Here is a 21,359-nt window from a genome sequence, read left to right as displayed (position 1 = left end):
GGCGCAGGCCGGGGCCTCAGGCCAATTGCGCCCTAAGCCTCCACCAACGCCGCCCGCACCGCCCGCGCCACTTGCCGGCTCGATTGCGCCAGCGCCCGCGGCGCGTCCCCAGCGCCGGCATTGACGGTGATGGCCACCCTGACCTCGCGCGCGCCACTCGCCTGTGGCACCGCCACCTGCCCACTCGCGGTCGGCACGAACAATTCCGGCCCCCGCTCGCCCACCCAATAGGGCCGGCCGGGCGCCACCGGACCGCCCGTCGCCCGTCCCGGCGCACCGAACAGCCCGGCTGCCACCCCGGCCAGGCTGCCGAGCAGCCCACCGCCCCCGACCCCGCCGCCAATCCCGCCGCCCAGCGCCGCCAGCCCGCCCTGCACCGCCTGTGCCGCAATGCTCGCCAGCACCGCTTGCGCGGTCCGCCCCAGATCGTCGAAGCCCAGCCGTCCGGTCCGCACCGCGCGCAGCAACGTCGTTTCGATCGCCCGCCCCGCCCGGTCGACCCCCGCCGCAAACGGCCCCTCCAGGCTGTCGCGCATCGCGCTGACGTCGCGCTCGAACGCGCGCGTATCCGCGCGCACGCTGACGATCAGCCGCTCGATTTCCTCATCCATCCGGAAATGCCTCCATCAGCCGCGCGACCGTCGCCCGGTCGACGCCCTCGCTCGCCTCGCCCCCCACCGCTTGCACCAGCGCGGCCAACTCGGCCGGGGTCGCGCGCCAGAACTGGTCCGGCGACCAGCCGAACACCGCCCCCGCCATCCCCGCCAGCCGCCCGGCAGCACCCGCAAAATCCTCCCCGGCACGGGGAGGGGGACCGTTCGCGATCAGCGAATGGTGGAGGGGGCACTCCCCACGCGTCACGCCGCTCACCGCCCCGCCAGGATCTGCCCGATCAGCACGCGCAGCACCGGCGTCGCCGCCGCCAGCCCGCCCGCCGTCACCCCTTCGGCAAAGGCTTCGCGGGTCAGCCCCGCCGGTCGCTCGGCCAGGCAGTGCCAGAACAGGGCGACCATCTCGCCCAGCCCCAGCCGACCCCCGGCGGCGCGCTCGACCAGCGCGAACAACGGCCCCAGCTCGCTCTCCGCCGCCACCAGCGCCCCGAAACTCGGCCGCACCACCAGCACCACGCCCGCCACCCGCAACGAGGCCTCCCCCCGCACCGGATTGGCAACATGAAGCCCCTCCCGTTGAGCTTCGCTCGCCTTCGGCTCAGGGGAGGGGTTGGGGTGGGGGCTGTCCGTCTTGGAACTGCCCGTCAGAGCGCCCGTCACGCGCTCACCACCGGCCCGGAACTCTCAAGGCTCAAGGTGTAGTTGCGCTCGCCATTGAAATCCCCGGCATAATCGAGCCGCGTGACCAGGAACCGCCCAGTCATCGTCTCGCCGCTCTCGAAGCTCAGCCGATAATCGTCGATCGTCCCCGCCAGCGCGTTCGCCTTGACCCGCGCTTCCGCCGCCGACCCGGTGAACACGCCCGCGCCCGACACGCTCACCGACCGCACGCCCGCGCCCGACAGCAATTCGCGCCAGCCACCCGACCCCTTGCTGGTGATGACCACCGCCTCGCCGTTCACGGACAATTGCGTCGTCCGCAGCCCCGCGACCGTCGCGAACGCGACCGGCGATCCGCCATCGCCCACCTTCAGCAAAAACGCGCTTCCCCGCTCCACCGCCATGCCCATTCTCCTCTAACAAAAAGCCCCTCCCCTTTAGGGGAGGGGTTGGGGTGGGGCCTGTCCTCCCATGATCCTCCCCGAGCGCGCTCGGGGAGGGGGACCGTTCGCCAAAGGCGAATGGTGGAGGGGCCTCTCACCCCAAGACCCAACCCTACCCCGCCGTGGCAAAGCCACGCCGTCGGACGGAGCCTGCGACCCGCCGTCCGGGCGGGCGCTTGTTCGCGCAATAGCGCCGCTATTGCGCAGCGCCCGCCCGCAGCCCCCGCACCCGGAACTCGCTGATCAGCGCCCATCGCCCCGCGCCCTCGCGCACAACTCGCGACCGCACGAGCACCAGGCTCGCGACCCGCCACCCACCGCCCAGCTCGGCCGCGATGTCCAGCACCGCCGCCTCCACGGCGTCGCCCAGCGCGCGCAGCCGCTCGGGTCGCTCGCCCGCATCGCGGATCGTCACGGTCGCCCGCGCCTCGCGGCCGTCCTGATCCTTGGTGCCCCAGTCGGCGATCAGCGGCTCCTCGACCACGGCGTGCGGCAGCGCCGCGCGCACCGGCGGGGCATCGAACGCGCCCGCCAGACCGGCGACCTCGCCGATCGCGGCCAGCATCGCTGCCTGCAACTCGACCCTCATCGCACCAGCCCCCCGATCCAGCGCGCTTGGCGGTCCGCCGAGTAGATGACGATCTCGTCGCCCTCGACCCGCACCGCCGCCTCGCCCAGCGCTGCACGGGCGGCATCCGTCACCCGCGCGACCGCCCGCCGCTCCGCCACCGCGCCAATCGTCCGCGCCCGCGCGCTCAGCCGTTCGAGCACGGCGCGCCCCCCATCCGCATGCGGCGATAGGGTCGCCACAGCGCGGTCACCGCCATCGGTGCCGGCTCGGCCGCATCGCGCGCATTGAACCAGTGCGCCGCCAGCCGCGCCGCACCTTGTGCGACCGGCGCAGGCAGCCCGTCCCAACCGTCTGCCAGTCCCGCGACCAGCGTCACCTGCACGCGCCCTGCAATGCCGGGATCGCGCACCAGCACCCAGCCGCCGCCATCGGCATCCAGGTCGATCGCATAGGCATCGTTGGCCAGCGCGAACGCCGCGCCCTCGGCGGGCAAGCCCGTGACGCCCGTGATCGCCCGCACCGGCGTGGCCCCGATCCGCTGCCATCCGCGCATCGCGGGCAGCGTCGCCACCATCTCGCGCGCGACCGTGACCTGCCCGATGAACTGCTCGCACAGCCCCAGCGCGCTTTCCGCGAGCGTCGCGATCAATGCATCCTCGCGCCCGTCGCCCGATCGCAGCCATTCGCGCACCGCCGCCACCGCTGCGGCGCGATCCGCCGCGCCCAGCGACACTTCGCCGGGTCCATTCGCTCCAAAGCTCATCGCCACCCCCGCGAACCGCCCAAAACCGAAAGGGGGGAGCGCCACGCCGGCCCTCCCCCCGGCCCGCTCACGCCACCGCGAACTTCATCAGCTTGATCGCCTCCGAATTGCTGACGATCCCGCCGATCCGCTTGACCGCATAGAAATGGACGTACGGCTTGTTCGAATAGGGATCGCGCAGGATCTGCGTCTCGCTGCGCTCGGCGATCAGGTATCCGGCGCGGAAATTGCCGAACGCGATCGACAGGCTGTCTGCGGCGATGTCGGGCATGTCCTCGGCCTCGACCACCGGATAGCCGAGCAATGTCGCCGGCTGCCCGGCCGACAGCGACGGCTGCCACAGGAACGCGCCGTCGACGGTCTTCAGCTTGCGGATGCGCGCCAGCGTCGCCGAATTCATCACGAACGACGCGCCCTGGCGATAGGGCGGGCGCAGCGACGTCACCAGGTCGATCAGCCGCTCGTCCGGCGCGGTGCCGAAATTGCCCGCCGCGCCGCTCGGTACATATTGCAGCGTGCCGAACGCGCGCGTCGCATCGCCCGTCGTCGCGGTCGGCTGGGTCAGGAAGCCCTTGGGCCGGTTGGTGCCGTTGCCGCTCACGAACGCCTGCCCCTCGGCGCGCGCGAATTCGGTTGCGATCTCGTCGGCCAGCCACGCTTCGACATCGAACGCGGCATCGTCCAGCATCGCTTGGCTCGCCGCCGGATTGGCATAAAGCTCGCCCATCGGCGGCGACAGTTCGTTGAAGCTCGGCGTCGCGGTCTCCGCGCGCGCGCCGGTTTCCGCCGCCCAGCCCGACGGCGTGCCCCCGCTCGCGACCAGCTTGCGGTATCCGGCGCTGCCCACCCGCACGACATTGGCGATCGCGCGGATGGGCGAGATCGCCTTCAGCGTCCGGTCGACGACCGCGTCGATCTCCTCGGGCACCGCATAGCCGCCCGCCGCGCCCGTCGCCGAACTCAGCGCCTTCATCTCGATCGCGCTGCCGGTGCGCAGGAAGGTCGAAAAGCCCTCGCTCTTCCCGCCATTACCGGCCAGCATCGGCCGCGCCACCGCGCGCACCGGCTCCACCGCCTCGAAGCTCGCTTCCAGGCCGTCCATCACCTCGTCCATGTCATTCTCCCACAAAGAAAAGATCCTCCCCGAGCTTGCTCGGGGAGGGGGATCACCGGCACCGCCGGTGGTGGAGGGGCCAGGGCCCGCTCGATCTTCAGATTTCGTCGGAAACCATTCCAACCGCTCATCCTCAGGAGCGACTGAGCGAAGCCGAAGCCTGTCCTGAGCGCCTGCCCTGGCAGGCAGTCGAAGGGGCGCGTATCGAACGACGGGCTCAGTCCCCCGTCACCGCATGCACCCGCGCCAGCGGCTGCATCGGCTGCGCGACCAGGCTCACCTCCACCAGCTCCACCCGCTTGAGCGCCCGCGGCCGCGCCCCTTCCGCCGCCACCACCCGGTATCCGAACGACAGCCCGGTCAGCCCGCCGCCCGCGACCAGCCGCGCCAGCCGCGCGTCGCTGATCCGCCCGATCACGCGCAGCCCGCGCGCATCCTCGGCCACCGTCTCGACCTCACCCACCGGCGCGCCCTGATGCTGCCACAGCAGCGGCACCCGCGCCGGCAGCGGCTGGAATGCGCCCGCGCGCACCACGTCGCCGCCGCGATCGACCGCGTCGAACACCGCCGCATAGCCGGCGAAACGCACGCTCACTTGATCCAGCCCGAATGGCCGACCCGCACCGCCAGCGCCGCCAGCATCAGCGCCAGCGCCACCCGGATCACCCATCCGGTGAATGCCTTCAGCGCCGATCGCTTCGCATCGCGCCACGCGCCCAACAGCTCGCGCAGTTCCGCCATGTCCTTGCCCGCGCCCGCATCCTCCAGCCCCAGCCGCGCCAGCGCCCGCCCCGCGCCCAGCTCGCCCGCCTCCTCGACGATCGCGCGCAGCGTCGGCAGGTCCACGCCCGCCCCCTCAGCCTGGCGCAGCAACTGCGCCAGCATCGCACTTTCGCTCATGCCGCTACTCCAAACCCCTAAAGAACAAGGCGTCGCCCCGGCGAAGGCCGGGGCCTCTATGCGATTACGAGCACCAGCCCCTCAAACCCCCAGCATCGCCCGCTTCTCGTCATCGCTCAGGAACCCGGCCGCGTTCACCCGCGCCCACATCCGCTCGCGGTCCTCGGCCAGCGCCGGCACCTGATTGAGGTCCAGCGCGATCGCCCCGCCCGGAAACCACGCCGCCACCCCTTCGCTGATCCCGCCCAGGATGCGCTCGGCCACCGGCAGGATCGCCTGCCGCCACAGCGCCTTGTTCGCCTCGCGATAATTGGCATAGGCATTGTCGCCGGGCAGGCCGATCAGCATCGGCGGCACCCCGAACGCCAGCGCGATCTCGCGCGCCGCCGCCGCCTTCAGCCCCACGAAATCCATGTCCGCCGGCGTCAGGCTCATCGCCTGCCATCTCAGCCCGCCCTCCAGCAGCATCGGCCGCCCGGCATTGGCCGCGCCCTGGAACGCCGCTTCCATTTCGGCGCGCAGCCGGTCGAACTGCTCGGGCGACATCGCCGCCCCATCGCCGGGATCGAACACCAGCGCCCCCGACGGCCTCGCCGCATTATCGAGCAGCGCCTTGTTCCACCGCGTCGCCGCATTGTGGATCGCCACCGCCCCCGCCGCCGCGCCCAGGCAGCCCAGCCCATAATGATCGTCGGCCGGATGAAAGCTCTTCAGGTGGATGACCTGCGGCCGCCCGTCCGGGCCGTCGACCGCCAGCCGCAACGGCTGCCCGCCCCCCACCGCATAGCGATGGGCGACCGGCCACCCCTGCGCGTCCGCCTCCACCGTCACGCGCTCGGGCCTGAGCGCGAACAGCTCGACCAGCGCCCCGGCAGGATCGGTCAGCAACTGAACATAGGCATTGCCGTGCAGCAACAGCTGCGCCGCCACCGTCTCGATCAGCATCTGCCCGCCCGACCGCGCCCGCACCAGCGCCAGCAGCGCCGGATCGGACGCGGTCAGCGGCGCGCTGCCCACCCCTTCGACCACCAGCCGCACCGCGCGCTGCGCCACCGGATTGTTCAGATAGGCGTCGCGCACTTGCGCGTCATAGGACCGCGGCCACTCGCCCGTGCCCCATCCGCCCCGCATCAACCCGGCACGCGACACCTCGCGCCCGGCCGCCTTGCGCCCGAACCACTTCATGGCAACTCCTTCGAATAAACCTCCCCGGCACGGGGAGGGGGACCGCGCCCAAAGGGCGTGGTGGAGGGGTTTCTCCTTCGCCCGCCGCGGCAAAGCCGCGCCGTCGGACGGAAGCCTGCGGCCCCGCCGGCCGGGGCGGGCGCCGGGCGGCGGATAGCCGCAGCTATCCGCCTGCGCCCGCCCTCACACCACCCGTACCCCCGCCATCGCCCGCTTCCCCAGCATCAGCTCGGTCAGCGCCCACACCAGCGCATCCGCCCGGTCCGGCGACCGCCCCGGCCCGGCATAGCCGCCGCCCGCCACCAGCCCGCACAATTCATCCTCCAGCTCGGGGAACGCCCCGACATGGTGCACCCGCCCACTTTCATACAGCGTCGCGACCGGCTCCGCGCGCGCTGCCTTGCCGTGGCTCGCGTGCACCAGCGTGATCGGCAGGCGGTGGTCCGCCGCCATCAGCACGCTGCGCACCATCGCCCCGCCCTGATTGGCTTCCGCCACCACGCGCATCGCGCCATGTCGCGCCGCACATGCCGCGACCGCCGCTGCCCAGCGTTCGGGCGACGCGCCCGCGACGCTCGAATCCGCGACGACATAGCCATGCCCATCCACCCCGAGCGCGACGGCGACGATGCCGCACGCGTCGCCCTGTTCACCCGCCGGCGGATCAACCCCGACCACCACGCGCACGCTCGATGGAGCCGCGCGCACCCGGCACGCCTCGATCGTCGCGCGCGTCCACAGCGCGCCCTCGACATCCTCGATCAGCTCGCCGTCCAGTTCCTGACGCCCCAGCCGCGTGCCCTGATAGGCGGCGATCATCGCATTCAGAAAGGCCGGGGCCAGGTTGGCGCGATTGTCCCGCGTCCGCCCTTGCGTCTCCACGACGCCGGCATCCTGCTTCAATCGATGGATCAGCGGCACCGCGCGCGGGGTCGTCGTCGCCATCACCCGTGGCCCCTGCCCCTGCCCCCCGTTCAACCGCAGGGTCAGCATCAGATTGTCCCACGCTTCCTCGCCACGCGGCCATTTGGCGATCTCGTCGGCCCACGCCAGGCTATGCTGCGGCCCGCGCAGCCCCTCCGGGTCGGCCGCCGAATAGACATAAGCCACCGCGCCATTGGCCCAGCTCAGCTTGCCGATTGACGGCTCCCAGCGTGGCCGCGTTGCCATCGGCGCAATCCCCAGCAGCCCGCTCTCGCCTTCCACCATCACCCGTCGCACCTCCAGCATGCTTGCCCCGACCAGCGCGATGCGCTGCGCGCCGTCGGCTTCGGCGGCAGCGCGCACCCACTCCGCCCCCATCCGCGTCTTGCCGAAGCCGCGTCCGGCCATCACCAGCCACACCCGCCAGTCGCCGGGCGGCGGCACTTGTCCGGGCCGCTGCCACCACCGCCAATCGTGCAGCACCTGACAGGCGGTGCGTTCCTCCATATCGGCCAGCACCTTTGCCCCCAGGCCATCGGGGTTCAGGAGCGCGCGCTCGATCATCGACCGGTCGGCCATCGCCGGGTCAACCCGCGTCATCGTCGCCTGTCGCGGCCGGCTTTTGTCCTTCATCCTCGGCAAGGGCGACCCGCATCCGCTCGAACATGGCGTCCAGCTTCATGCGCGCATCCGCTTCCTCGACGCGCGCGCCGGCAGCACTTCCGCCGTCACGCTCGCGCTGTTCACGGATCGCCTGGCGGTGGTGCTGGATCAACGCCAGCATCGCGCGCTCCGACAATTCCGGCCCATTCGCGGCCTTTCGCCGCACCTTGACCGGCTCTGGCGAAGCAGCTTCGGCGGGCTCGGCCTCATCCTCGGGATCGAGCGTCTGGAGCGCACGCTCCAGCAGCATCATCTCCAGCCGGACGAACCCTTCCGACAGCGCCTCGGCCATCGCCGCGCGAAACGCCGGATCGGCGCGGCGGCGGCGCTGCACGCCTTCCTCGGAAATGCCCGCCGCCTTGGCCGAACGCCGGATGTTGCAAGTCATCGCCAGCGCGCTCAGGAACCGGTCGATGTCCTTCTTGGTATAGCGCGCGCCCGGCGTGCGCTTGCGGGGTGGTCGCGCCTGTGTCTTTGCCCGCGCCATTTGGTCCTCCCCCTGACTGTCCGAACCGCCGCTGGCCGCCCTAGACGCAATCGGGCCGGAAGGCGTCGCCGCCCCGGCCCGACTCGCAATTCGTCATCGTTCCCGTTATGTGCCAGATCAGCGTGACGATGTCAAGCAAATCTAACCTCTACGGTTAAATGTTGCGGCCGTCACAAAGCCCACTCCCCTTCAGGGGAGGGGTTGGGGTGGGGGCTATCCGTTGCAACCGCCCTCAGACGGTAAAGCTCTCCCCACACCCGCACGCACCCTTTGCGTTAGGGTTGTTGAACACGAAACCGGCGGTGAAATCATCCTCCACCCAGTCCATTGTCGAACCGATCAGGTACAAAACCGAACCGCCATCGACGAAGAAGGTGCCGCCCGGCGTCTCGATCCGCTCATCCATCGGGTTGGCGGCGGTGACATAATCGACCGAATAGGCCAGCCCCGAACAGCCGCGCTTGGGCGTCGACAATTTGACCCCGATCGCATCGGCGGGCGCGCGCGACATCAGCTCGGCGATGCGCGCTTCGGCGCGTTCGGTCAGCAACACGGCGGCGGGCCGCTGGCGGGTGGTGGTCGTCGTGGTCATCACAGCATTCCCAATTCGAGCCGCGCCTCGTCGGACATCTTGCCCGGGTCCCAGGGCGGATCCCACACCAGGTTGACGTCGACGGTGCTGACGCCCGGCACCGCGCCGACGCGCAACTCGACTTCGCCCGGCATCGTTTCGGCAACCGGGCAATGCGGCGTCGTCAGCGTCATCATCACGTCGACATGCCCCTCCGCGCTCACCTCGACGCCATAGATCAGGCCGAGCTCATAGATGTTGACCGGAATTTCCGGGTCATAGATTTCCTTGAGCGCGGCGATGACGTTTTCGTAAATCTCGCCGCCCGGCGCGTCGGGGGCCACGCCCTCGGGCTTGTGCGCCAGGAACCCGTCCAGATAGTCGCGCCGGCGCGGGCCTTCGGTCGCACCTTCGGGCGCGTCCTGCACCCGGGCACGCGGCGGCGGCGCGACCGCGTCGACTTCCTCGATCCTGAAACCCGGTTCGTCGCTCATCCGAAGATCCTCGTCACTCGCTTGATGCCCTCGACCAGCCGCTCGACATCCGCCGCCTGGCTGTGCACCCCGAAACTCGCCCGCGCCGTCGCCGGCACGCCCAGCACGTCCATCAGCGGCTGCGCGCAATGATGCCCGGCGCGGATCGCCACGCCGCTCTCGTCCAATATGGTGCCGATGTCGTGCGGGTGCACGCCCTCGATCGCAAAGCTGACGATGCCCGCCGAATCCGCCGGCCCGAACAGCGTCACCGAATTGATCTTCGACAATGCCTCGCGCGTCATGGCCACCAGTTCGGCTTCGTGGCGGTGAATGCGATCCAGCCCGATCGCGTCGACATAATCGATCGCCGCGTGCAGCCCCAGCGCGCCGACGATATGCGGCGTCCCCGCCTCGAACCGGCCCGGCGGCGGGGCATAGGTCGTGCCCGCAAAGCTCACCCGGTCGATCATCGCGCCGCCGCCCTGCCATGGCGGCATCGCCTCGAGCAGCTCGGCCCGCGCCCACAACGCCCCGATCCCGGTCGGACCATAGAGCTTGTGCGCGGACAGGACGTAGAAATCGCAATCCAGCGCCTGGACGTCGACCGTCATGCGCGGCACCGCCTGGCACCCGTCGAGCAACAGCTTCGCCCCCACGCCGTGCGCCAGATCGGCGGCGCGGCGCGCATCCAGCACCGATCCCAGCACGTTGGAGACATGCGCCAGCGCGACCAGCTTGTGCGCGGGCGTCAACATCGCCGCCATCGCGTCCAGGTCGATCCGGTGATCCGGGGTCAGCGGCACCACGTCGATATGTGCGCCAATGCGCTCCGCGACCAGCTGCCACGGCACGATGTTGGAATGATGCTCCAGCGCGGACAGCAGGATGCGGTCGCCCGGCTTGAGCTGGCTCGCTGCCCAGCTGTGCGCGACCAGGTTGATCCCCTCGGTCGCGCCGCGCACGAACACCACCTCGCCCGCCTCGCGCGCATTCAGGAACGTCGCCACCCGCGCCCGCGCGGCTTCATAGGCGATCGTCATGTCGGCCGACCGCCGGTAGACGCCGCGATGCACCGTCGCATAGCTCGTGTCATAACCGCGCGCGATCGCATCGATCACCGCCTGCGGCTTCTGCGCCGTCGCAGCCGTATCCAGATACGCCCAACCCGCCGGAATCGCCGGAAAATCCGCCCGCACATCCAGCGGCGCCCTGTGCTCCCCCTCCCGCGCGCGGGAGGGGGTCGGGGGGTGGGTCTGGTCCAGCCGAACCGCTTCACCCATGCCCGCCATCCTTTTCACCCGGCATCGCTTCCAGCACCGCCTGCGCCGCGATTTCAAGCGCCGCGCCTTCCGCACCCGCAGCCGTGAAGGCTTGCGTCACGAACGCCTGCAGCATCAGCCGCTTGGCCAGTTCCGGCGGAATGCCGCGCGCCGCCATGTAGAACAGGCCGGCCTTATCCAGCTCGCCCACCGTCGCGCCATGCGCGCACTTCACGTCATCGGCAAAGATTTCGAGCTGCGGCACCGCATTGGCGGTGGCCGTGCGGTCGAGCAGCATCGACTTGACCGACTGGCTGCCGTCGCTCTTCTGCGCGTGGCGCGCGACGCGCACCGCGCCGATATAGCTGCCCGTCGCCCGTCCGCCCAGCACGTTGCGCACCGTCTGGTTGCTGGTCGCTTCCGGCTCGGCATGATGCACGTCGGTGACGATCTCCAGCGTCTGCGCGCCCGTGCCCAGGATCGCGCCGCCCAGCTCGAAATGGCTGCCGCGCGCCAGCCGCACGCCGATCGACAGCCGCCCATAGTCACAGCCCGCGACCAGCGCCTGGACGTTGAGCGTCGCGCCCTCGCCCAGCTCCGCCTCGATCGCGCGCACCGCCACGCCGTCGACCGGCTCCAGCGCCGGGATCAACAGGGTTTGCGCTTCGCCCGCTGCCACGACAATCTTCTCCGGCGCGTCCAGCCGCGGCCAGACGCGGGCGAGCGCGTCCAGATCGGCATAGCGCCATGTCTCGTCACGCCGGGTGGGAAGCGCGGCAATATTCACGCCGCCACCCCCGCATAGCCTTCGCGCTCCAGCTCCAGCGCCAGCTCCGCCCCGCCCGATCGCACGATGCGCCCATCGGCCAGCACATGGACGAAATCGGGCCGGACATAGTCGAGCAGCCGCTGATAGTGCGTGATTAGAATGACCGACTTGTCGGGCGCGCGCATGATCCGGTTGATGCCGTCGCCCACCGCCTTCAGCGCATCGATGTCGAGGCCGGAGTCGGTCTCGTCCAGGATGGCGAGCCGCGGGGCGATAATCCCCATCTGCACCATCTCGTTGCGCTTCTTCTCGCCGCCCGAAAACCCGACATTGACCGGGCGCTTCAGCATCTCGGCATCCATGCCCAGCGCCGCCGCCTGCGCGCGGGCGAGCTTCAGGAACTCCGCGCCCGACAGCGGTGCCTCGTCCCGCCCCTTGCGCTGCGCATTCAGCGCCTCGCGCAGGAACTGGACGTTCGACACGCCGGGAATCTCGACCGGATACTGAAAGCCCAGGAACAAGCCGGCAGCGGCGCGCTCATGCGGGTCTAAATCAAGGAGATCAACCCACCCTTCGTCGCCCCGGACTTGATCCGGGGCCCCGCTGCCTTGCGCGTCAGAAGAAGAAGCGGGACCCCGGGTCAAGCCCGGGGTGACGGCTGTTTGGAACCGCACCGATCCCCCCGTCACCTCATAACCCGGCCGCCCGCCCAGCACATACCCCAGCGTCGACTTGCCCGCGCCATTCGGCCCCATGATCGCATGCACCTCCCCCGCATTCACGGTGAGGGACAGCCCCTTGAGGATCGGCTTGCCGTCGATTTCGGCGTGGAGGTTATCGATTTCGAGCATGGATGATCGCGATCTTAATGATAAATGAACGTTTAAATTACGTCGGGATTTGGAAATAGAAGCTTATGAAGATCAGAACCAACTCTCTCTCCATATTTCGTCGACAAAAGTGATATCAAATAAAAAGGAATAGAGAAAATTACGAATAAAAATACAACGAAAAATATTCGCATTCCCAAATCCCCATCCCAACTATATACCCAACCAAACAATATTGCCGGCGAGATTAAAGCGATAACATAATTAAAGGGTTTTTTATGAAATACAGTGTTGAATACAATGAAGAATATTATAGATGAAATAACAAACTGGCATAGGAGTATTGCTACGCAGAAAATCAACAATAGCATCACTCCATGCTCCTCTCGCGCGAAATCCCCAAAATTTTCTCCACCTCGACCTCCTTAAGCCCCTCCCCTTCAGGGGAGGGGTTGGGGTGGGGGCTCTCCGCACGCCCCAACGCATGCAGGATCGTGACCTTCACGCCTTCGACATTGCGCATCACGTCGTCGTTCGTCACACGAAGCACGCGAAAGCCTAGGTGACCCAACTCGGCATCGCGAACGGCATCCGCCTCTGCGTCATGGGTATCGCCATCGACCTCCACGATCAGCTTTGCTGACGGGCACACAAAGTCGGCGATGAACCAGCCGATCACCTGCTGGCGGCGAAATTTCCAGCCGCCGAGCTGGCGGTTCGACAGGTTGCGCCACAGCCGCTTTTCCGGCTCGGTCGGGTTATTGCGCATGTGGCGGGCGCGTTCGTTGAGTTCAGCGAGGCGATTGGCGGAGAGGCCCCACCCCTTGCCCCTCCCCTGAAGGGGAGGGGTTTGCAGGCGCTTCGCATCATCGGTCGGCGTCAGGTTCACCCCACGCTCCCCTCGAGCGAAATCCCCAGCAGCTTCTGCGCCTCCACCGCGAACTCCATCGGCAGCTGCTGCAGCACTTCGCGGGCGAAGCCGTTGACGATCAGTGCGACTGCCGCTTCCTGATCCAGCCCGCGCTGCATCGCGTAGAACAACTGATCGTCGGAAATCTTCGACGTCGTCGCTTCGTGCTCGATCTGCGCCGAGGGATTGCGCACCTCGATGTAGGGCACGGTATGCGCGCCGCACTGGTCGCCCAGCAGCAGGCTGTCGCACTGGGTGAAGTTGCGCACCCCTTCGGCGCCCGGTGCCACGCGCACCAGCCCGCGATAGGTGTTGTCGCTGCGCCCGGCCGAAATCCCCTTCGACACGATCGTCGATCGCGACCCCCTGCCGTTGTGGATCATCTTGGTGCCGGTGTCTGCCTGCTGGCGATTATTGGTCACCGCGACCGAATAGAATTCGCCGACCGAATTCTCGCCGTTCAGCACGCAGCTGGGGTATTTCCAGGTGATCGCGCTGCCGGTCTCGACCTGGGTCCAGCTGACCTTGCTGTTCCTGCCCTGGCACAAGGCACGCTTGGTCACGAAGTTGTAGATGCCGCCTTTGCCGTCGGCGTCGCCGGGATACCAGTTCTGGACGGTCGAATATTTGATCTCGGCATCGTCCAGCGCGACCAATTCGACCACGGCGGCGTGCAGCTGGTTCTCGTCGCGCATCGGCGCGGTGCAGCCTTCCAGATAGCTGACATAGCTGCCCTTGTCGGCGACGATCAGCGTGCGCTCGAACTGGCCGGTATTCTCGGCATTGATCCGGAAATAGGTGCTCAGCTCCATTGGGCAGCGCACGCCTTCGGGAATGTACACGAAGGTGCCGTCCGAAAAGACCGCGCAATTGAGCGCCGCGAAATAATTGTCGTGCATCGGCACGACCTTGCCCAGCCACTTGCGGACCTGATCGGGATATTCCTTGATCGCTTCGCTGATCGACCGGAAGATGACGCCGGCGGCTTCCAGCTCCTTGCGAAACGTCGTCGCCACCGACACGCTGTCGAACACCGCATCCACCGCCACCCGCCGCGCGCCCTCGACGCCGGCGAGCACCTTCTGCTCCTCGATCGGGATGCCGAGCTTCTCGTAAACGCGCAGGATTTCGGGATCGACCTCGTCCAGGCTGCCCAGCTTCGGCTTCGCCTTGGGCTCGGCGTAATAATAGGCGTCCTGGTAATCGATCGGCGGCACATTGAGCTTCGCCCAGTCGGGCGGCGTCATCGTCAGCCAGTGGCGATAGGCCTTCAGCCGCCAATCGAGCATCCATTCCGGCTCGTTCTTCTTGGCGCTGATGAAGCGGACGGTGTCCTCGCTCAGCCCTTTGGGCGCGAACTCCTGCTCGATGTCCGAGCTGAAGCCCCATTCATATTTCTTGTTGGCGGCGGCAATCGCCTCGACATTCTTGGTGGCCATCGGTTCAGTTTCCAATTGCATGAGGCCGGGCGTCGGCGGACAGGCTGGCCAAGCTGACCCCGGCGAGCGCGCCGCGCATCGCGTCGTTGACCATGCCCCAGTGCGGCTTGACCCGGCAATTCGCTTCGACCGCGCAGTCATGCCGGCCATGATCGACGCACGCGGTGAGCGCGATCGGGCCTTCAATCGCCTCGACAATGTCGGCCAGGCTGATCGCGGCGGGGGGCCGCGACAGGCGAAAACCGCCGCCGGTGCCGCGCGCGCTTTCGATCAAACCCGCCGCCGACAGCTTGCTGACCAATTTCTGCACCGTCGGCAGCGGCAGGCCGGTTTCCTCGCTCAGCACCGTGGCGTTCAGCCGCCCCGACACCCCGCAATGGCGCGCGGCCGCGCTCAACATCACGACGGCATAGTCGGCAAGGCTGGAAAGACGCATCGGATCCAATCAGACGAATTCAATCTGATTTTGCAGATGGGCTTCCGTACCGGGGGAGTCAACCGGCCGCGTGCGGGGGCGCCGTCACTGGCGCAAGTTCATTGAACGCGGTCGATTGCAGCGTGAGCGCCAGCACCGGGTCGATGGCGCTCGCCAGCGTGCCCGGCGTGTGGCCGGTGAAATGGCGGATTTCGCGGATCATGTGCGACTGGTCGTAAAAGCGACCGGCGACTTCGGCCGGGTCCGCCCCCTCGACCAGGTCGCTCGCCGCGCGGACCGCCCGGAACTTGCGTTCCAGGAATTTGGGTGGCGCGCCGAAATAATGGTTCACCCACCGCGTCACCTGGCGCGGGCTGAGCGCGACGCGCGCGAACAAGCCGTCGACACAGATCGGGCCGTCGCTCGCCAGCCACTGGCGGACCGCCTCGGCCAGCCGGTGATGCGCATCGGGGATGGGCCGTGCATGGGCAAGCAGCGCCGGCTCGACGATCGCCTTCATCGCCTCGACATCATCCACTGCACGCAGCCGGTCGATGAGCGCGACCATCCCGTCACCGAAGATCGTCGCGCCATCGGTCAGATGGTCGGCGCGCTCGTGCGCGGGCAGCCCGACCAGCGCGCCCCAGCCGATCGGGCGCAATGCAACGCCGAAACAATGAAAGGGCCCCTCGACACGATAGCGCGCGGCGCCGGTGCCGGGGCCATGGATCATCACCGGGGTCGACCGTTCGCACCGGCCATCGGGAAAGGTGACCGAACCCGCGCCGTTCAGCATGAAGCGGATCTGGCCGATATCGGCGCGTTCGATCCCTTCGACCACCGGTGCCTCGGAGCGGAACAGATAATAGAGCGTCGCGAAAGGTGCCGCGGCCGGCGAGGGCTGCGCAAAGGCGAGCAAGGGCTGCGACACTCAGCCCGCCTCGCGTCGACGGAAAATCTGCGATCCCATGCGCTGCGTGCCCCCGTCCAACTTGCCGCAAGCTAGCGTCGTGGCTGAAAAAAAAGAAGCCCGGCGCAAAGGCCGGGCTCAAAGGAAAAGGTTCCCGTTACCGGGAGCCTTTGGGTCGCGTGTGTCCCTTAAATCGGCGGATCACCGATTCGCTTGGACGAATTGGACATTCGTGCGGCGCCGGTGGCGAACTGTCCCAGATCGGGAGGCGCTTTACGCCGCCGTGCCACGGTGTCATGCGCGGCGACATGCTGTTCCGCCTCGCTCGCCCCGCGCTGTTCGCGCTCGACCCGGAGGTTGCGCACCGCGCCACGATCCGTGCGCTGGCAGCATGGTCGGCCCTCGGCGCACCGGCCGGCGGCGGCCCGGCCCCGCGGCGACCGGTCACGATTGCGGGCCTGGCTTTCCCCAATCCCGTCGGGCTCGCCGCCGGTTTCGACAAGGACGGCGAGGCGATCGACGGCGCGTTCGCGCTCGGCTTCGGCTTTGTCGAAATCGGCACGCTGACCCCGCGGCCCCAGCCCGGCAATCCGCGCCCGCGCCTGTTCCGGCTGGTCGAGGACGAAGCGGTCATCAACCGCATGGGCTTCAACAATGGCGGGATCGACGCCGCGCTAGGCCGCGTGGCGCGGGCGCGGCGCGCCGGCGTGCTCGGGATCAATGTCGGCGCGAACAAGGATTCGGACGATCGCATCGGCGACTATGCGACCGGCGTCGCCCGTGTCGCGCCTGCCGCCGACTATGTGACGATCAACATCAGCTCGCCCAACACGCCGGGCCTGCGCGATCTGCAGAGCCAGCCCGCGCTCGGCGAGTTGCTCGCGCGCTGCGACGCCGCCCGCCACCTCGGCGACGGCACCCGCCGGCCGCTGTTCCTGAAAATCGCGCCCGACCTTGATCGCGCGGCGATCGACGTCGTCGTCCGTGCGGCGTGCGACCATCATGTCGACGCGCTGATCGTCGGCAACACCACCCTTTCGCGCCCGCCGCTCGACAGCCCGGAAGCGGGCGAGACGGGCGGGTTGTCGGGCCGGCCGCTCGCCCCGCGCGCGCGGAAGGTGCTGGCGCAAGTCCATGCGGCCAGCGGCGGCGCGATTGCGTTGATCGCGGCCGGAGGAATCGACAGCCCGGCGGAGGCTCGCGCTCGGCTGGATGCGGGTGCCAGCCTCGTTCAGCTCTATTCGGCACTGGTGTTTCACGGGCCCGGCCTCGCCCGGTACATCGCTACCCACCTCTGATCGTCCAGAACGATCACTTTTCCAAAACTGATCGTACAAGTCGATAACTCTGCCCGGATCAATCCGTTGGCGCGTCGCCCCGGATGGGCGCATCTCCAGCGTACATCCAATCGGGTGCGAGGAGCTGAGCATGTCGCACGACCTGGCCAAGACGTTGACCTATCTGGCGGTCCACCTGACGATCGGCTTTTCGGTCGCCTATCTGCTTACCGGCTCGGTCGCCGTCGCCGGCGGGATTGCGCTGATCGAACCCTGTGCCAACGCGGTCGCCTTTTTCTTTCATGAGCGCGCCTGGCGTGGCGACTATGCCGCGTTCGTGCGCCGCTGGTTCGGTCGCGACGACCTGCGCGCCGCAACCGACGTTTGACGTAGCGGCTTTGCCCCGGCGCGAAAGCCCGCTACCACTCCGTGCCATGATCCGTTTGTTCGTCGCGCTCCTCGCGCTCTTCGTCGCGACCCCCGCCACCGCGCAGGGTGTCGTTGCCTCGGCTGATCCCCGCGCGACCGAGGCCGGTCGGGACATCCTGCGCCAGGGCGGGACCGCGGCTGACGCAGCGATGGCGATGATGCTTGCCCTGACCGTGGTCGAGCCGCAGTCGAGCGGCTTTGGCGGCGGCGGCTTCATCATTCATCACGGCGGCAAGACCGGGCTGCTCGAATCGATCGACGGCCGCGAAAAGGCCCCTGCCGCCGCGCGGCCCGACCGGTTCCTGACGCCCGACGGCAAGCCGATGGGCTTTCGCCAGGCGGTGCCGGGCGGGCTTTCGGTGGGCGTACCGGGCAATATCCGGCTGGCGGCGATGACCCATGCCAAATGGGGCAAGCTCGAATGGCGGGCGCTGTTCCAACCGGCGATCAAGCTGGCGGAGGATGGCTTTGAAGTTACCAAGCCGCTCAACGGCGCGGCCGGCTATTTCCCGGAGCTGTGGAAGAACTTCCCCGACATCGCCGCGCTCTATCTCGGCCCCGATGGCAAGCCGCTGCCGGTCGGCACCCGCATCCGCAACCCCGCGCTCGCCAAGTTCCTGCGCGACATTGCCGAGGATGGCCCCGAGGCTTTCTATACCGGCCCCAATGCCCAGGCGATCGTCGATGCGGTGACCAAGGCGCCGGCCAATCCCGCCGACATGACGCTGGCCGACCTCGCCGCCTATCAGGCCAAGGAGCGCCCGCCGGTGTGCGGCGGCTATCGCGGCTATACAGTCTGCGGCATGGGCCCGCCTTCGTCGGGCGCGATCACCATTCTCCAGATGCTCGGCATGATCGAGCGGTTCGACCTCAACCGGCTCGGGCCCAAGTCCCCGGTCGCCTGGCATGTGCTGGGGGAGGCGATGCAGCTCGCTTATGCCGATCGCGAAATGTATCTCGGCGACCGCGATTTCGTCGACGTGCCGATCGCCGGGCTGATCGACCCCGGTTATCTCGGCAAGCGGTCGAAGCTGATCGCCGAACGCCGCGCGCTCAACGATTACCAGCCCGGCACGCCGCCGGGAGCCAGGCCGCGCACGCTGGCCGTTCAGGCCGAAACGCCCGGCACCACCCATTTCGTCGCGGTCGACCGCGACGGCAACATCGCCAGCATGACCTCGACCGTCGAGGGGCCGTTCGGCAGCCAACTGATCGCCAACGGCCTGGTGCTCAACAACGAGCTGACCGACTTCACCTATGTGCCCGAGCGCGACGGCGCGCCCGTCGCCAACCGGGTGGAGGGCGGCAAGCGGCCCTTGTCGTCGATGTCGCCGACCATCGTCTATGACCGCGCGGGCAAGCCGGTGCTGGCGCTCGGCTCGGCGGGCGGCAAGCGGATCATCATGCACGTGATGAAAACGCTGGTCGGCGTGCTCGACTTCGGGTTGTCGGCCGAGGAAGCGATGGCATTGCCCAATCTCTATTTCGGCGGCGGCAAGCTGCTGATCGAGGACAACGCGCTCGGCAAGCAGCTCGCCCCGGAAATCGCCAGGCTCGGTCAGGACACCCAGGCAAGCGATCTCGGATCGAAGCTGACCGTGCTGCAGCGCGGACCCGATGGCTGGCGCGGCGCGGCCGATCCGCGCAGCATCGGCACGGCACTGACCGAATAAGCGGATAATGACCGGCCCCACCGGCGCGACAGACGCCGGGGCCAACAGGGTGGATGCGGGAGCAACGATGCGACAACTGGAACATTTCCCCAACCTGGTGACGATGTTCTTCACCCGCGCGCGCGAACAGGGCGACAAGCCGTTCCTGTGGGCCAAGCGCGGCGGGCAATGGCAATCGACCAGCTGGGCGGAAGCCGCGCGACAGGTCGCGGCGCTCGCGGCCGCGCTGGAGGGGCTTGGCCTCTCACGCGGCGACCGGGTGATGCTCGTTGCCGAAAACAGCCCCGAATGGTGCATCAGCGATCTGGCGATCATGGCGGCGGGCATGGTGACCGTCCCGACCTATGTCACCAATACCGAACGCGACCATCACCATATCCTGGAGAATTCGGGCGCGGCGGCGGTGATCGTCTCCAATGCCAAGCTCGCCCGGACATTGCTGCCCGCCGTGCTGCGCTCCAACACCGCGCGCCACGTCATCGCCATCGACGATTTCCGCATGAGCCAGCCCGGCGCGGTCGAGTTTCACAGCTGGCGCGGGCTGATCGCCGCGCATCCGACCGAGCCTGCGCTGGTCGCCGACCGCTGCGACTTCGCGCGCGAGGACCTGGCCTGCATCATCTACACCAGCGGCACCGGCGGGTCCCCACGCGGCGTGATGCAGCATCACGGCGCGATCCTGCACAATGTCGAAGGCTGTGTGGACGTTATCTCGACCGATTTCGGCTGGGAAGACGAAGTGTTCCTGTCGTTCCTGCCGCTGAGCCACGCCTATGAGCATACCGGCGGCCAGCATTTCCCGATCGGGCTGGGCGGGCAGATCTATTATTCCGAGGGGCTCGACAAGCTCGCGTCGAATATCGAGGAAGTGCGCCCGACGATCATGGTCGTTGTCCCCCGCCTGTTCGAAGTGCTGCGCACCCGGATCACCAAGACGGTGGAGAAACAGGGCAAGCTGTCGACCTATCTGCTCGACCGCGCGGTCGCGATCGGCGGGCGCAAGGCGGACAGGGGCAGCGTCGGCGTCACCAACCTGCCGATGAACCTGATCGTCAATTCGCTACTCAAGCCCAAGATCCAAAAACGCTTCGGCGGGCGGATCAAGGCGATGGTGTCGGGCGGCGCGCCATTGAACCCCGAAGTCGGCATCTTCTTCCAGTCACTCGGCCTCACCTTCCTGCAAGGCTATGGCCAGACCGAAGCCGCCCCCGTGATCTCGTGCAACCGCCCCAAGGTCGGGCTGAAGATGGACACGGTCGGCCCGCCGCTCAAGAATACCGAGGTTCGCATCGCCGAGGATGGCGAAATTCTGGTGCGCGGCGAACTGGTCATGCACGGCTATTGGCGCAACGAAGCGGAAACCGCGCGGGTGCTCAAGGACGGCTGGCTCCACACCGGCGACATCGGCATCATCGACGACAAGGGCCGGATCAAGATCACCGACCGCAAGAAGGACATCATCGTCAACGACAAGGGCGACAATGTCGCGCCCCAGAAGATCGAAGGGATGCTGACCCTCCAGCCGGAGATCGTGCAGGCGATGATCTCGGGCGACCGCAAGCCCTACATGGTCGCAGTGCTCGTCCCCGACCCCGAATGGGTGCAGCAGTGGTGTGCGAAGAGCGCGACCGGCTGCGACTTCAAGTCGCTGGCCCAGAATCACGCGTTCCGCAGCGCGCTGGGCACGGCGGTCGAGCGCGTCAACAAGGAGCTGTCGGTCATCGAACGCATCCGCCAGTTCATCATCGCCGACGAACCCTTCACGATCGAGAACCAGCAGCTGACGCCCAGCCTCAAAATCCGCCGCCACGTCCTGCGCGAGGTCTATGGCGAGCGGCTGGAAAAGCTCTACCGCGCGTAAGGCCCGTCGCCCCGGCGTCCGCCGGGACGACGCGCAACGGCAGTCAGCCCAGTAGAGCGGTTCGCGATCAAGTTGATGCGCTTAGAGCGTGACGACGTTAGCTTGACTCGCTCTCTAACGACTTCCTCGTCACCCCGGCCTTGTGCCGGGGTCCACCGGGCGGCGCAGTCCCGGCGGTTGTAACGTGTGGCGCCGTGGACCCCGGCACAAGGCCGGGGT

At 68.1% G+C, this 21,359-nt stretch carries 26 protein-coding genes; 4 read left to right on the top strand and 22 right to left on the bottom strand.

The annotated features are described in order from the left end of the window. Positions 1-32 precede the first annotated feature (32 nt). The 22 genes from GO308_RS11760 to GO308_RS18725 all read right to left on the bottom strand — a co-directional run bounded on the left by GO308_RS11760 (position 33) and on the right by GO308_RS18725 (position 15,921). Positions 33-611 (bottom strand): tail tape measure protein, encoded by a 579-nt coding sequence (locus GO308_RS11760; protein ID WP_240885558.1) that lies wholly within the window; start codon positions 609-611, stop codon positions 33-35. Beyond that, positions 604-759, bottom strand: a complete 156-nt coding sequence (locus tag GO308_RS11755) for a phage tail assembly chaperone (protein ID WP_082732672.1) — start codon at positions 757-759, stop codon at positions 604-606. Before GO308_RS11755 ends, GO308_RS11760 begins: the two co-directional genes overlap by 8 nt. 107 nt (positions 760-866) lie before the next feature. Then, positions 867-1,160 carry a gene transfer agent family protein gene (locus tag GO308_RS11750; protein WP_240885818.1) on the bottom strand — a complete coding sequence of 98 codons (294 nt, stop codon included), beginning with the start codon at positions 1,158-1,160 and terminating at the stop codon, positions 867-869. A gap of 107 nt (positions 1,161-1,267) precedes the next feature. Further along, a complete protein-coding gene (locus GO308_RS11745) occupies positions 1,268-1,675 on the bottom strand; it encodes a phage major tail protein, TP901-1 family (protein WP_240885557.1) in 408 nt (135 codons plus the stop codon). Between the two features lie 235 nt (positions 1,676-1,910). Next, entirely contained in the window at positions 1,911-2,303 is a 393-nt protein-coding gene (locus GO308_RS11740) for a DUF3168 domain-containing protein (RefSeq protein ID WP_082731856.1), read from the bottom strand. After that, complete coding sequence (locus GO308_RS11735) at positions 2,300-2,485, bottom strand: hypothetical protein (RefSeq protein WP_240885556.1); 186 nt, start codon at positions 2,483-2,485, stop codon at positions 2,300-2,302. Before GO308_RS11735 ends, GO308_RS11740 begins: the two co-directional genes overlap by 4 nt. After that, on the bottom strand, positions 2,470-3,048 hold the full coding sequence (locus GO308_RS11730) for a hypothetical protein (RefSeq protein WP_240885555.1): 579 nt from the start codon (positions 3,046-3,048) through the stop codon (positions 2,470-2,472). The genes GO308_RS11735 and GO308_RS11730 overlap by 16 nt, the downstream gene beginning before the upstream one ends. Positions 3,049-3,115: 67 nt before the next feature. Continuing rightward, complete coding sequence (locus GO308_RS11725) at positions 3,116-4,162, bottom strand: phage major capsid protein (RefSeq protein WP_240885554.1); 1,047 nt, start codon at positions 4,160-4,162, stop codon at positions 3,116-3,118. 217 nt (positions 4,163-4,379) lie between these two features. After that, a complete protein-coding gene (locus GO308_RS11720; protein ID WP_240885553.1) occupies positions 4,380-4,757 on the bottom strand; it encodes an HK97 family phage prohead protease in 378 nt (125 codons plus the stop codon). Next, positions 4,754-5,062 carry a DUF6127 family protein gene (locus GO308_RS11715; RefSeq protein WP_066551358.1) on the bottom strand — a complete coding sequence of 103 codons (309 nt, stop codon included), beginning with the start codon at positions 5,060-5,062 and terminating at the stop codon, positions 4,754-4,756. The genes GO308_RS11720 and GO308_RS11715 overlap by 4 nt, the downstream gene beginning before the upstream one ends. 81 nt (positions 5,063-5,143) lie before the next feature. Then, on the bottom strand, positions 5,144-6,247 hold the full coding sequence (locus tag GO308_RS11710) for a phage portal protein (protein WP_240885552.1): 1,104 nt from the start codon (positions 6,245-6,247) through the stop codon (positions 5,144-5,146). A 183-nt stretch (positions 6,248-6,430) separates the two neighbouring features. Then, positions 6,431-7,771, bottom strand: coding sequence for a terminase family protein (locus GO308_RS11705; RefSeq protein WP_240885551.1), 1,341 nt, complete (start codon positions 7,769-7,771; stop codon positions 6,431-6,433). Then, the gene (locus tag GO308_RS11700; RefSeq protein ID WP_240885550.1) at positions 7,758-8,321 is read right to left on the bottom strand and encodes a hypothetical protein; all 564 of its coding nucleotides are present in this window, start codon (positions 8,319-8,321) and stop codon (positions 7,758-7,760) included. The genes GO308_RS11705 and GO308_RS11700 overlap by 14 nt, the downstream gene beginning before the upstream one ends. A 232-nt stretch (positions 8,322-8,553) precedes the next feature. After that, positions 8,554-8,913, bottom strand: coding sequence for an iron-sulfur cluster assembly accessory protein (locus GO308_RS11695; protein WP_066546576.1), 360 nt, complete (start codon positions 8,911-8,913; stop codon positions 8,554-8,556). Further along, on the bottom strand, positions 8,913-9,386 hold the full coding sequence (locus tag GO308_RS11690) for an SUF system Fe-S cluster assembly protein (RefSeq protein ID WP_240885549.1): 474 nt from the start codon (positions 9,384-9,386) through the stop codon (positions 8,913-8,915). Before GO308_RS11690 ends, GO308_RS11695 begins: the two co-directional genes overlap by 1 nt. Continuing rightward, complete coding sequence (locus GO308_RS11685) at positions 9,383-10,648, bottom strand: cysteine desulfurase (protein ID WP_240885548.1); 1,266 nt, start codon at positions 10,646-10,648, stop codon at positions 9,383-9,385. The genes GO308_RS11690 and GO308_RS11685 overlap by 4 nt, the downstream gene beginning before the upstream one ends. Beyond that, positions 10,641-11,414, bottom strand: coding sequence for a SufD family Fe-S cluster assembly protein (locus GO308_RS11680; RefSeq protein ID WP_240885547.1), 774 nt, complete (start codon positions 11,412-11,414; stop codon positions 10,641-10,643). The genes GO308_RS11685 and GO308_RS11680 overlap by 8 nt, the downstream gene beginning before the upstream one ends. After that, the gene (sufC, locus tag GO308_RS11675; RefSeq protein WP_240885546.1) at positions 11,411-12,247 is read right to left on the bottom strand and encodes a Fe-S cluster assembly ATPase SufC; all 837 of its coding nucleotides are present in this window, start codon (positions 12,245-12,247) and stop codon (positions 11,411-11,413) included. Before sufC ends, GO308_RS11680 begins: the two co-directional genes overlap by 4 nt. A 349-nt stretch (positions 12,248-12,596) precedes the next feature. Next, positions 12,597-13,115: a DUF559 domain-containing protein gene (locus GO308_RS11670; protein ID WP_346769088.1), complete on the bottom strand. Its 519-nt coding sequence runs from the start codon at positions 13,113-13,115 to the stop codon at positions 12,597-12,599. Next, the gene (sufB, locus tag GO308_RS11665) at positions 13,112-14,575 is read right to left on the bottom strand and encodes a Fe-S cluster assembly protein SufB (RefSeq protein ID WP_240885545.1); all 1,464 of its coding nucleotides are present in this window, start codon (positions 14,573-14,575) and stop codon (positions 13,112-13,114) included. Before sufB ends, GO308_RS11670 begins: the two co-directional genes overlap by 4 nt. 4 nt (positions 14,576-14,579) lie before the next feature. Beyond that, on the bottom strand, positions 14,580-15,011 hold the full coding sequence (locus GO308_RS11660) for an SUF system Fe-S cluster assembly regulator (RefSeq protein WP_066477311.1): 432 nt from the start codon (positions 15,009-15,011) through the stop codon (positions 14,580-14,582). 58 nt (positions 15,012-15,069) lie between these two features. Continuing rightward, positions 15,070-15,921 carry an AraC family transcriptional regulator gene (locus GO308_RS18725; RefSeq protein ID WP_240885544.1) on the bottom strand — a complete coding sequence of 284 codons (852 nt, stop codon included), beginning with the start codon at positions 15,919-15,921 and terminating at the stop codon, positions 15,070-15,072. 287 nt (positions 15,922-16,208) lie between these two features. Here GO308_RS18725 and GO308_RS11650 point away from each other — a divergent pair, with 287 nt between their 5' ends. From GO308_RS11650 to GO308_RS11635, 4 genes are all read left to right on the top strand, one after another. Beyond that, entirely contained in the window at positions 16,209-17,198 is a 990-nt protein-coding gene (locus tag GO308_RS11650; RefSeq protein WP_240885543.1) for a quinone-dependent dihydroorotate dehydrogenase, read from the top strand. Positions 17,199-17,328: 130 nt separating this feature from the next. Further along, entirely contained in the window at positions 17,329-17,565 is a 237-nt protein-coding gene (locus GO308_RS11645; protein WP_240885542.1) for a DUF2061 domain-containing protein, read from the top strand. Between the two features lie 46 nt (positions 17,566-17,611). Further along, positions 17,612-19,279 carry a gamma-glutamyltransferase gene (ggt, locus tag GO308_RS11640; protein WP_240885541.1) on the top strand — a complete coding sequence of 556 codons (1,668 nt, stop codon included), beginning with the start codon at positions 17,612-17,614 and terminating at the stop codon, positions 19,277-19,279. A 67-nt stretch (positions 19,280-19,346) separates the two neighbouring features. Then, entirely contained in the window at positions 19,347-21,140 is a 1,794-nt protein-coding gene (locus GO308_RS11635; RefSeq protein ID WP_240885540.1) for a long-chain fatty acid--CoA ligase, read from the top strand. Positions 21,141-21,359 lie beyond the last annotated feature (219 nt).

Source organism: Sphingomonas sp. SFZ2018-12, from assembly GCF_022496715.1.
In the GTDB taxonomy this organism is placed as follows: domain Bacteria; phylum Pseudomonadota; class Alphaproteobacteria; order Sphingomonadales; family Sphingomonadaceae; genus Sphingomonas.
Note: the sequence above shows the minus strand (reverse complement) of the source record. Positions and strands in the feature narration are given on the sequence as shown.

What these genes read in the sequence shown, in the direction of transcription:
- GO308_RS11760 (WP_240885558.1), bottom strand. Translation starts at nt 611, where the DNA reads ATGGATGAGGAAATCGAGCGGCTGATCGTCAGCGTGCGCGCGGATACG.
- GO308_RS11755 (WP_082732672.1), bottom strand. Translation starts at nt 759, where the DNA reads ATGGCGGGGGCGGTGTTCGGCTGGTCGCCGGACCAGTTCTGGCGCGCG.
- GO308_RS11745 (WP_240885557.1), bottom strand. Translation starts at nt 1,675, where the DNA reads ATGGCGGTGGAGCGGGGAAGCGCGTTTTTGCTGAAGGTGGGCGATGGC.
- GO308_RS11740 (WP_082731856.1), bottom strand. Translation starts at nt 2,303, where the DNA reads ATGAGGGTCGAGTTGCAGGCAGCGATGCTGGCCGCGATCGGCGAGGTC.
- GO308_RS11730 (WP_240885555.1), bottom strand. Translation starts at nt 3,048, where the DNA reads ATGAGCTTTGGAGCGAATGGACCCGGCGAAGTGTCGCTGGGCGCGGCG.
- GO308_RS11725 (WP_240885554.1), bottom strand. Translation starts at nt 4,162, where the DNA reads ATGGACGAGGTGATGGACGGCCTGGAAGCGAGCTTCGAGGCGGTGGAG.
- GO308_RS11715 (WP_066551358.1), bottom strand. Translation starts at nt 5,062, where the DNA reads ATGAGCGAAAGTGCGATGCTGGCGCAGTTGCTGCGCCAGGCTGAGGGG.
- GO308_RS11710 (WP_240885552.1), bottom strand. Translation starts at nt 6,247, where the DNA reads ATGAAGTGGTTCGGGCGCAAGGCGGCCGGGCGCGAGGTGTCGCGTGCC.
- GO308_RS11705 (WP_240885551.1), bottom strand. Translation starts at nt 7,771, where the DNA reads ATGACGCGGGTTGACCCGGCGATGGCCGACCGGTCGATGATCGAGCGC.
- GO308_RS11700 (WP_240885550.1), bottom strand. Translation starts at nt 8,321, where the DNA reads ATGGCGCGGGCAAAGACACAGGCGCGACCACCCCGCAAGCGCACGCCG.
- GO308_RS11695 (WP_066546576.1), bottom strand. Translation starts at nt 8,913, where the DNA reads ATGACCACGACGACCACCACCCGCCAGCGGCCCGCCGCCGTGTTGCTG.
- GO308_RS11690 (WP_240885549.1), bottom strand. Translation starts at nt 9,386, where the DNA reads ATGAGCGACGAACCGGGTTTCAGGATCGAGGAAGTCGACGCGGTCGCG.
- GO308_RS11685 (WP_240885548.1), bottom strand. Translation starts at nt 10,648, where the DNA reads ATGGGTGAAGCGGTTCGGCTGGACCAGACCCACCCCCCGACCCCCTCC.
- sufC (WP_240885546.1), bottom strand. Translation starts at nt 12,247, where the DNA reads ATGCTCGAAATCGATAACCTCCACGCCGAAATCGACGGCAAGCCGATC.
- sufB (WP_240885545.1), bottom strand. Translation starts at nt 14,575, where the DNA reads ATGGCCACCAAGAATGTCGAGGCGATTGCCGCCGCCAACAAGAAATAT.
- GO308_RS11660 (WP_066477311.1), bottom strand. Translation starts at nt 15,011, where the DNA reads ATGCGTCTTTCCAGCCTTGCCGACTATGCCGTCGTGATGTTGAGCGCG.
- GO308_RS11650 (WP_240885543.1), top strand. Translation starts at nt 16,209, where the DNA reads ATGCTGTTCCGCCTCGCTCGCCCCGCGCTGTTCGCGCTCGACCCGGAG.
- GO308_RS11645 (WP_240885542.1), top strand. Translation starts at nt 17,329, where the DNA reads ATGTCGCACGACCTGGCCAAGACGTTGACCTATCTGGCGGTCCACCTG.
- ggt (WP_240885541.1), top strand. Translation starts at nt 17,612, where the DNA reads ATGATCCGTTTGTTCGTCGCGCTCCTCGCGCTCTTCGTCGCGACCCCC.
- GO308_RS11635 (WP_240885540.1), top strand. Translation starts at nt 19,347, where the DNA reads ATGCGACAACTGGAACATTTCCCCAACCTGGTGACGATGTTCTTCACC.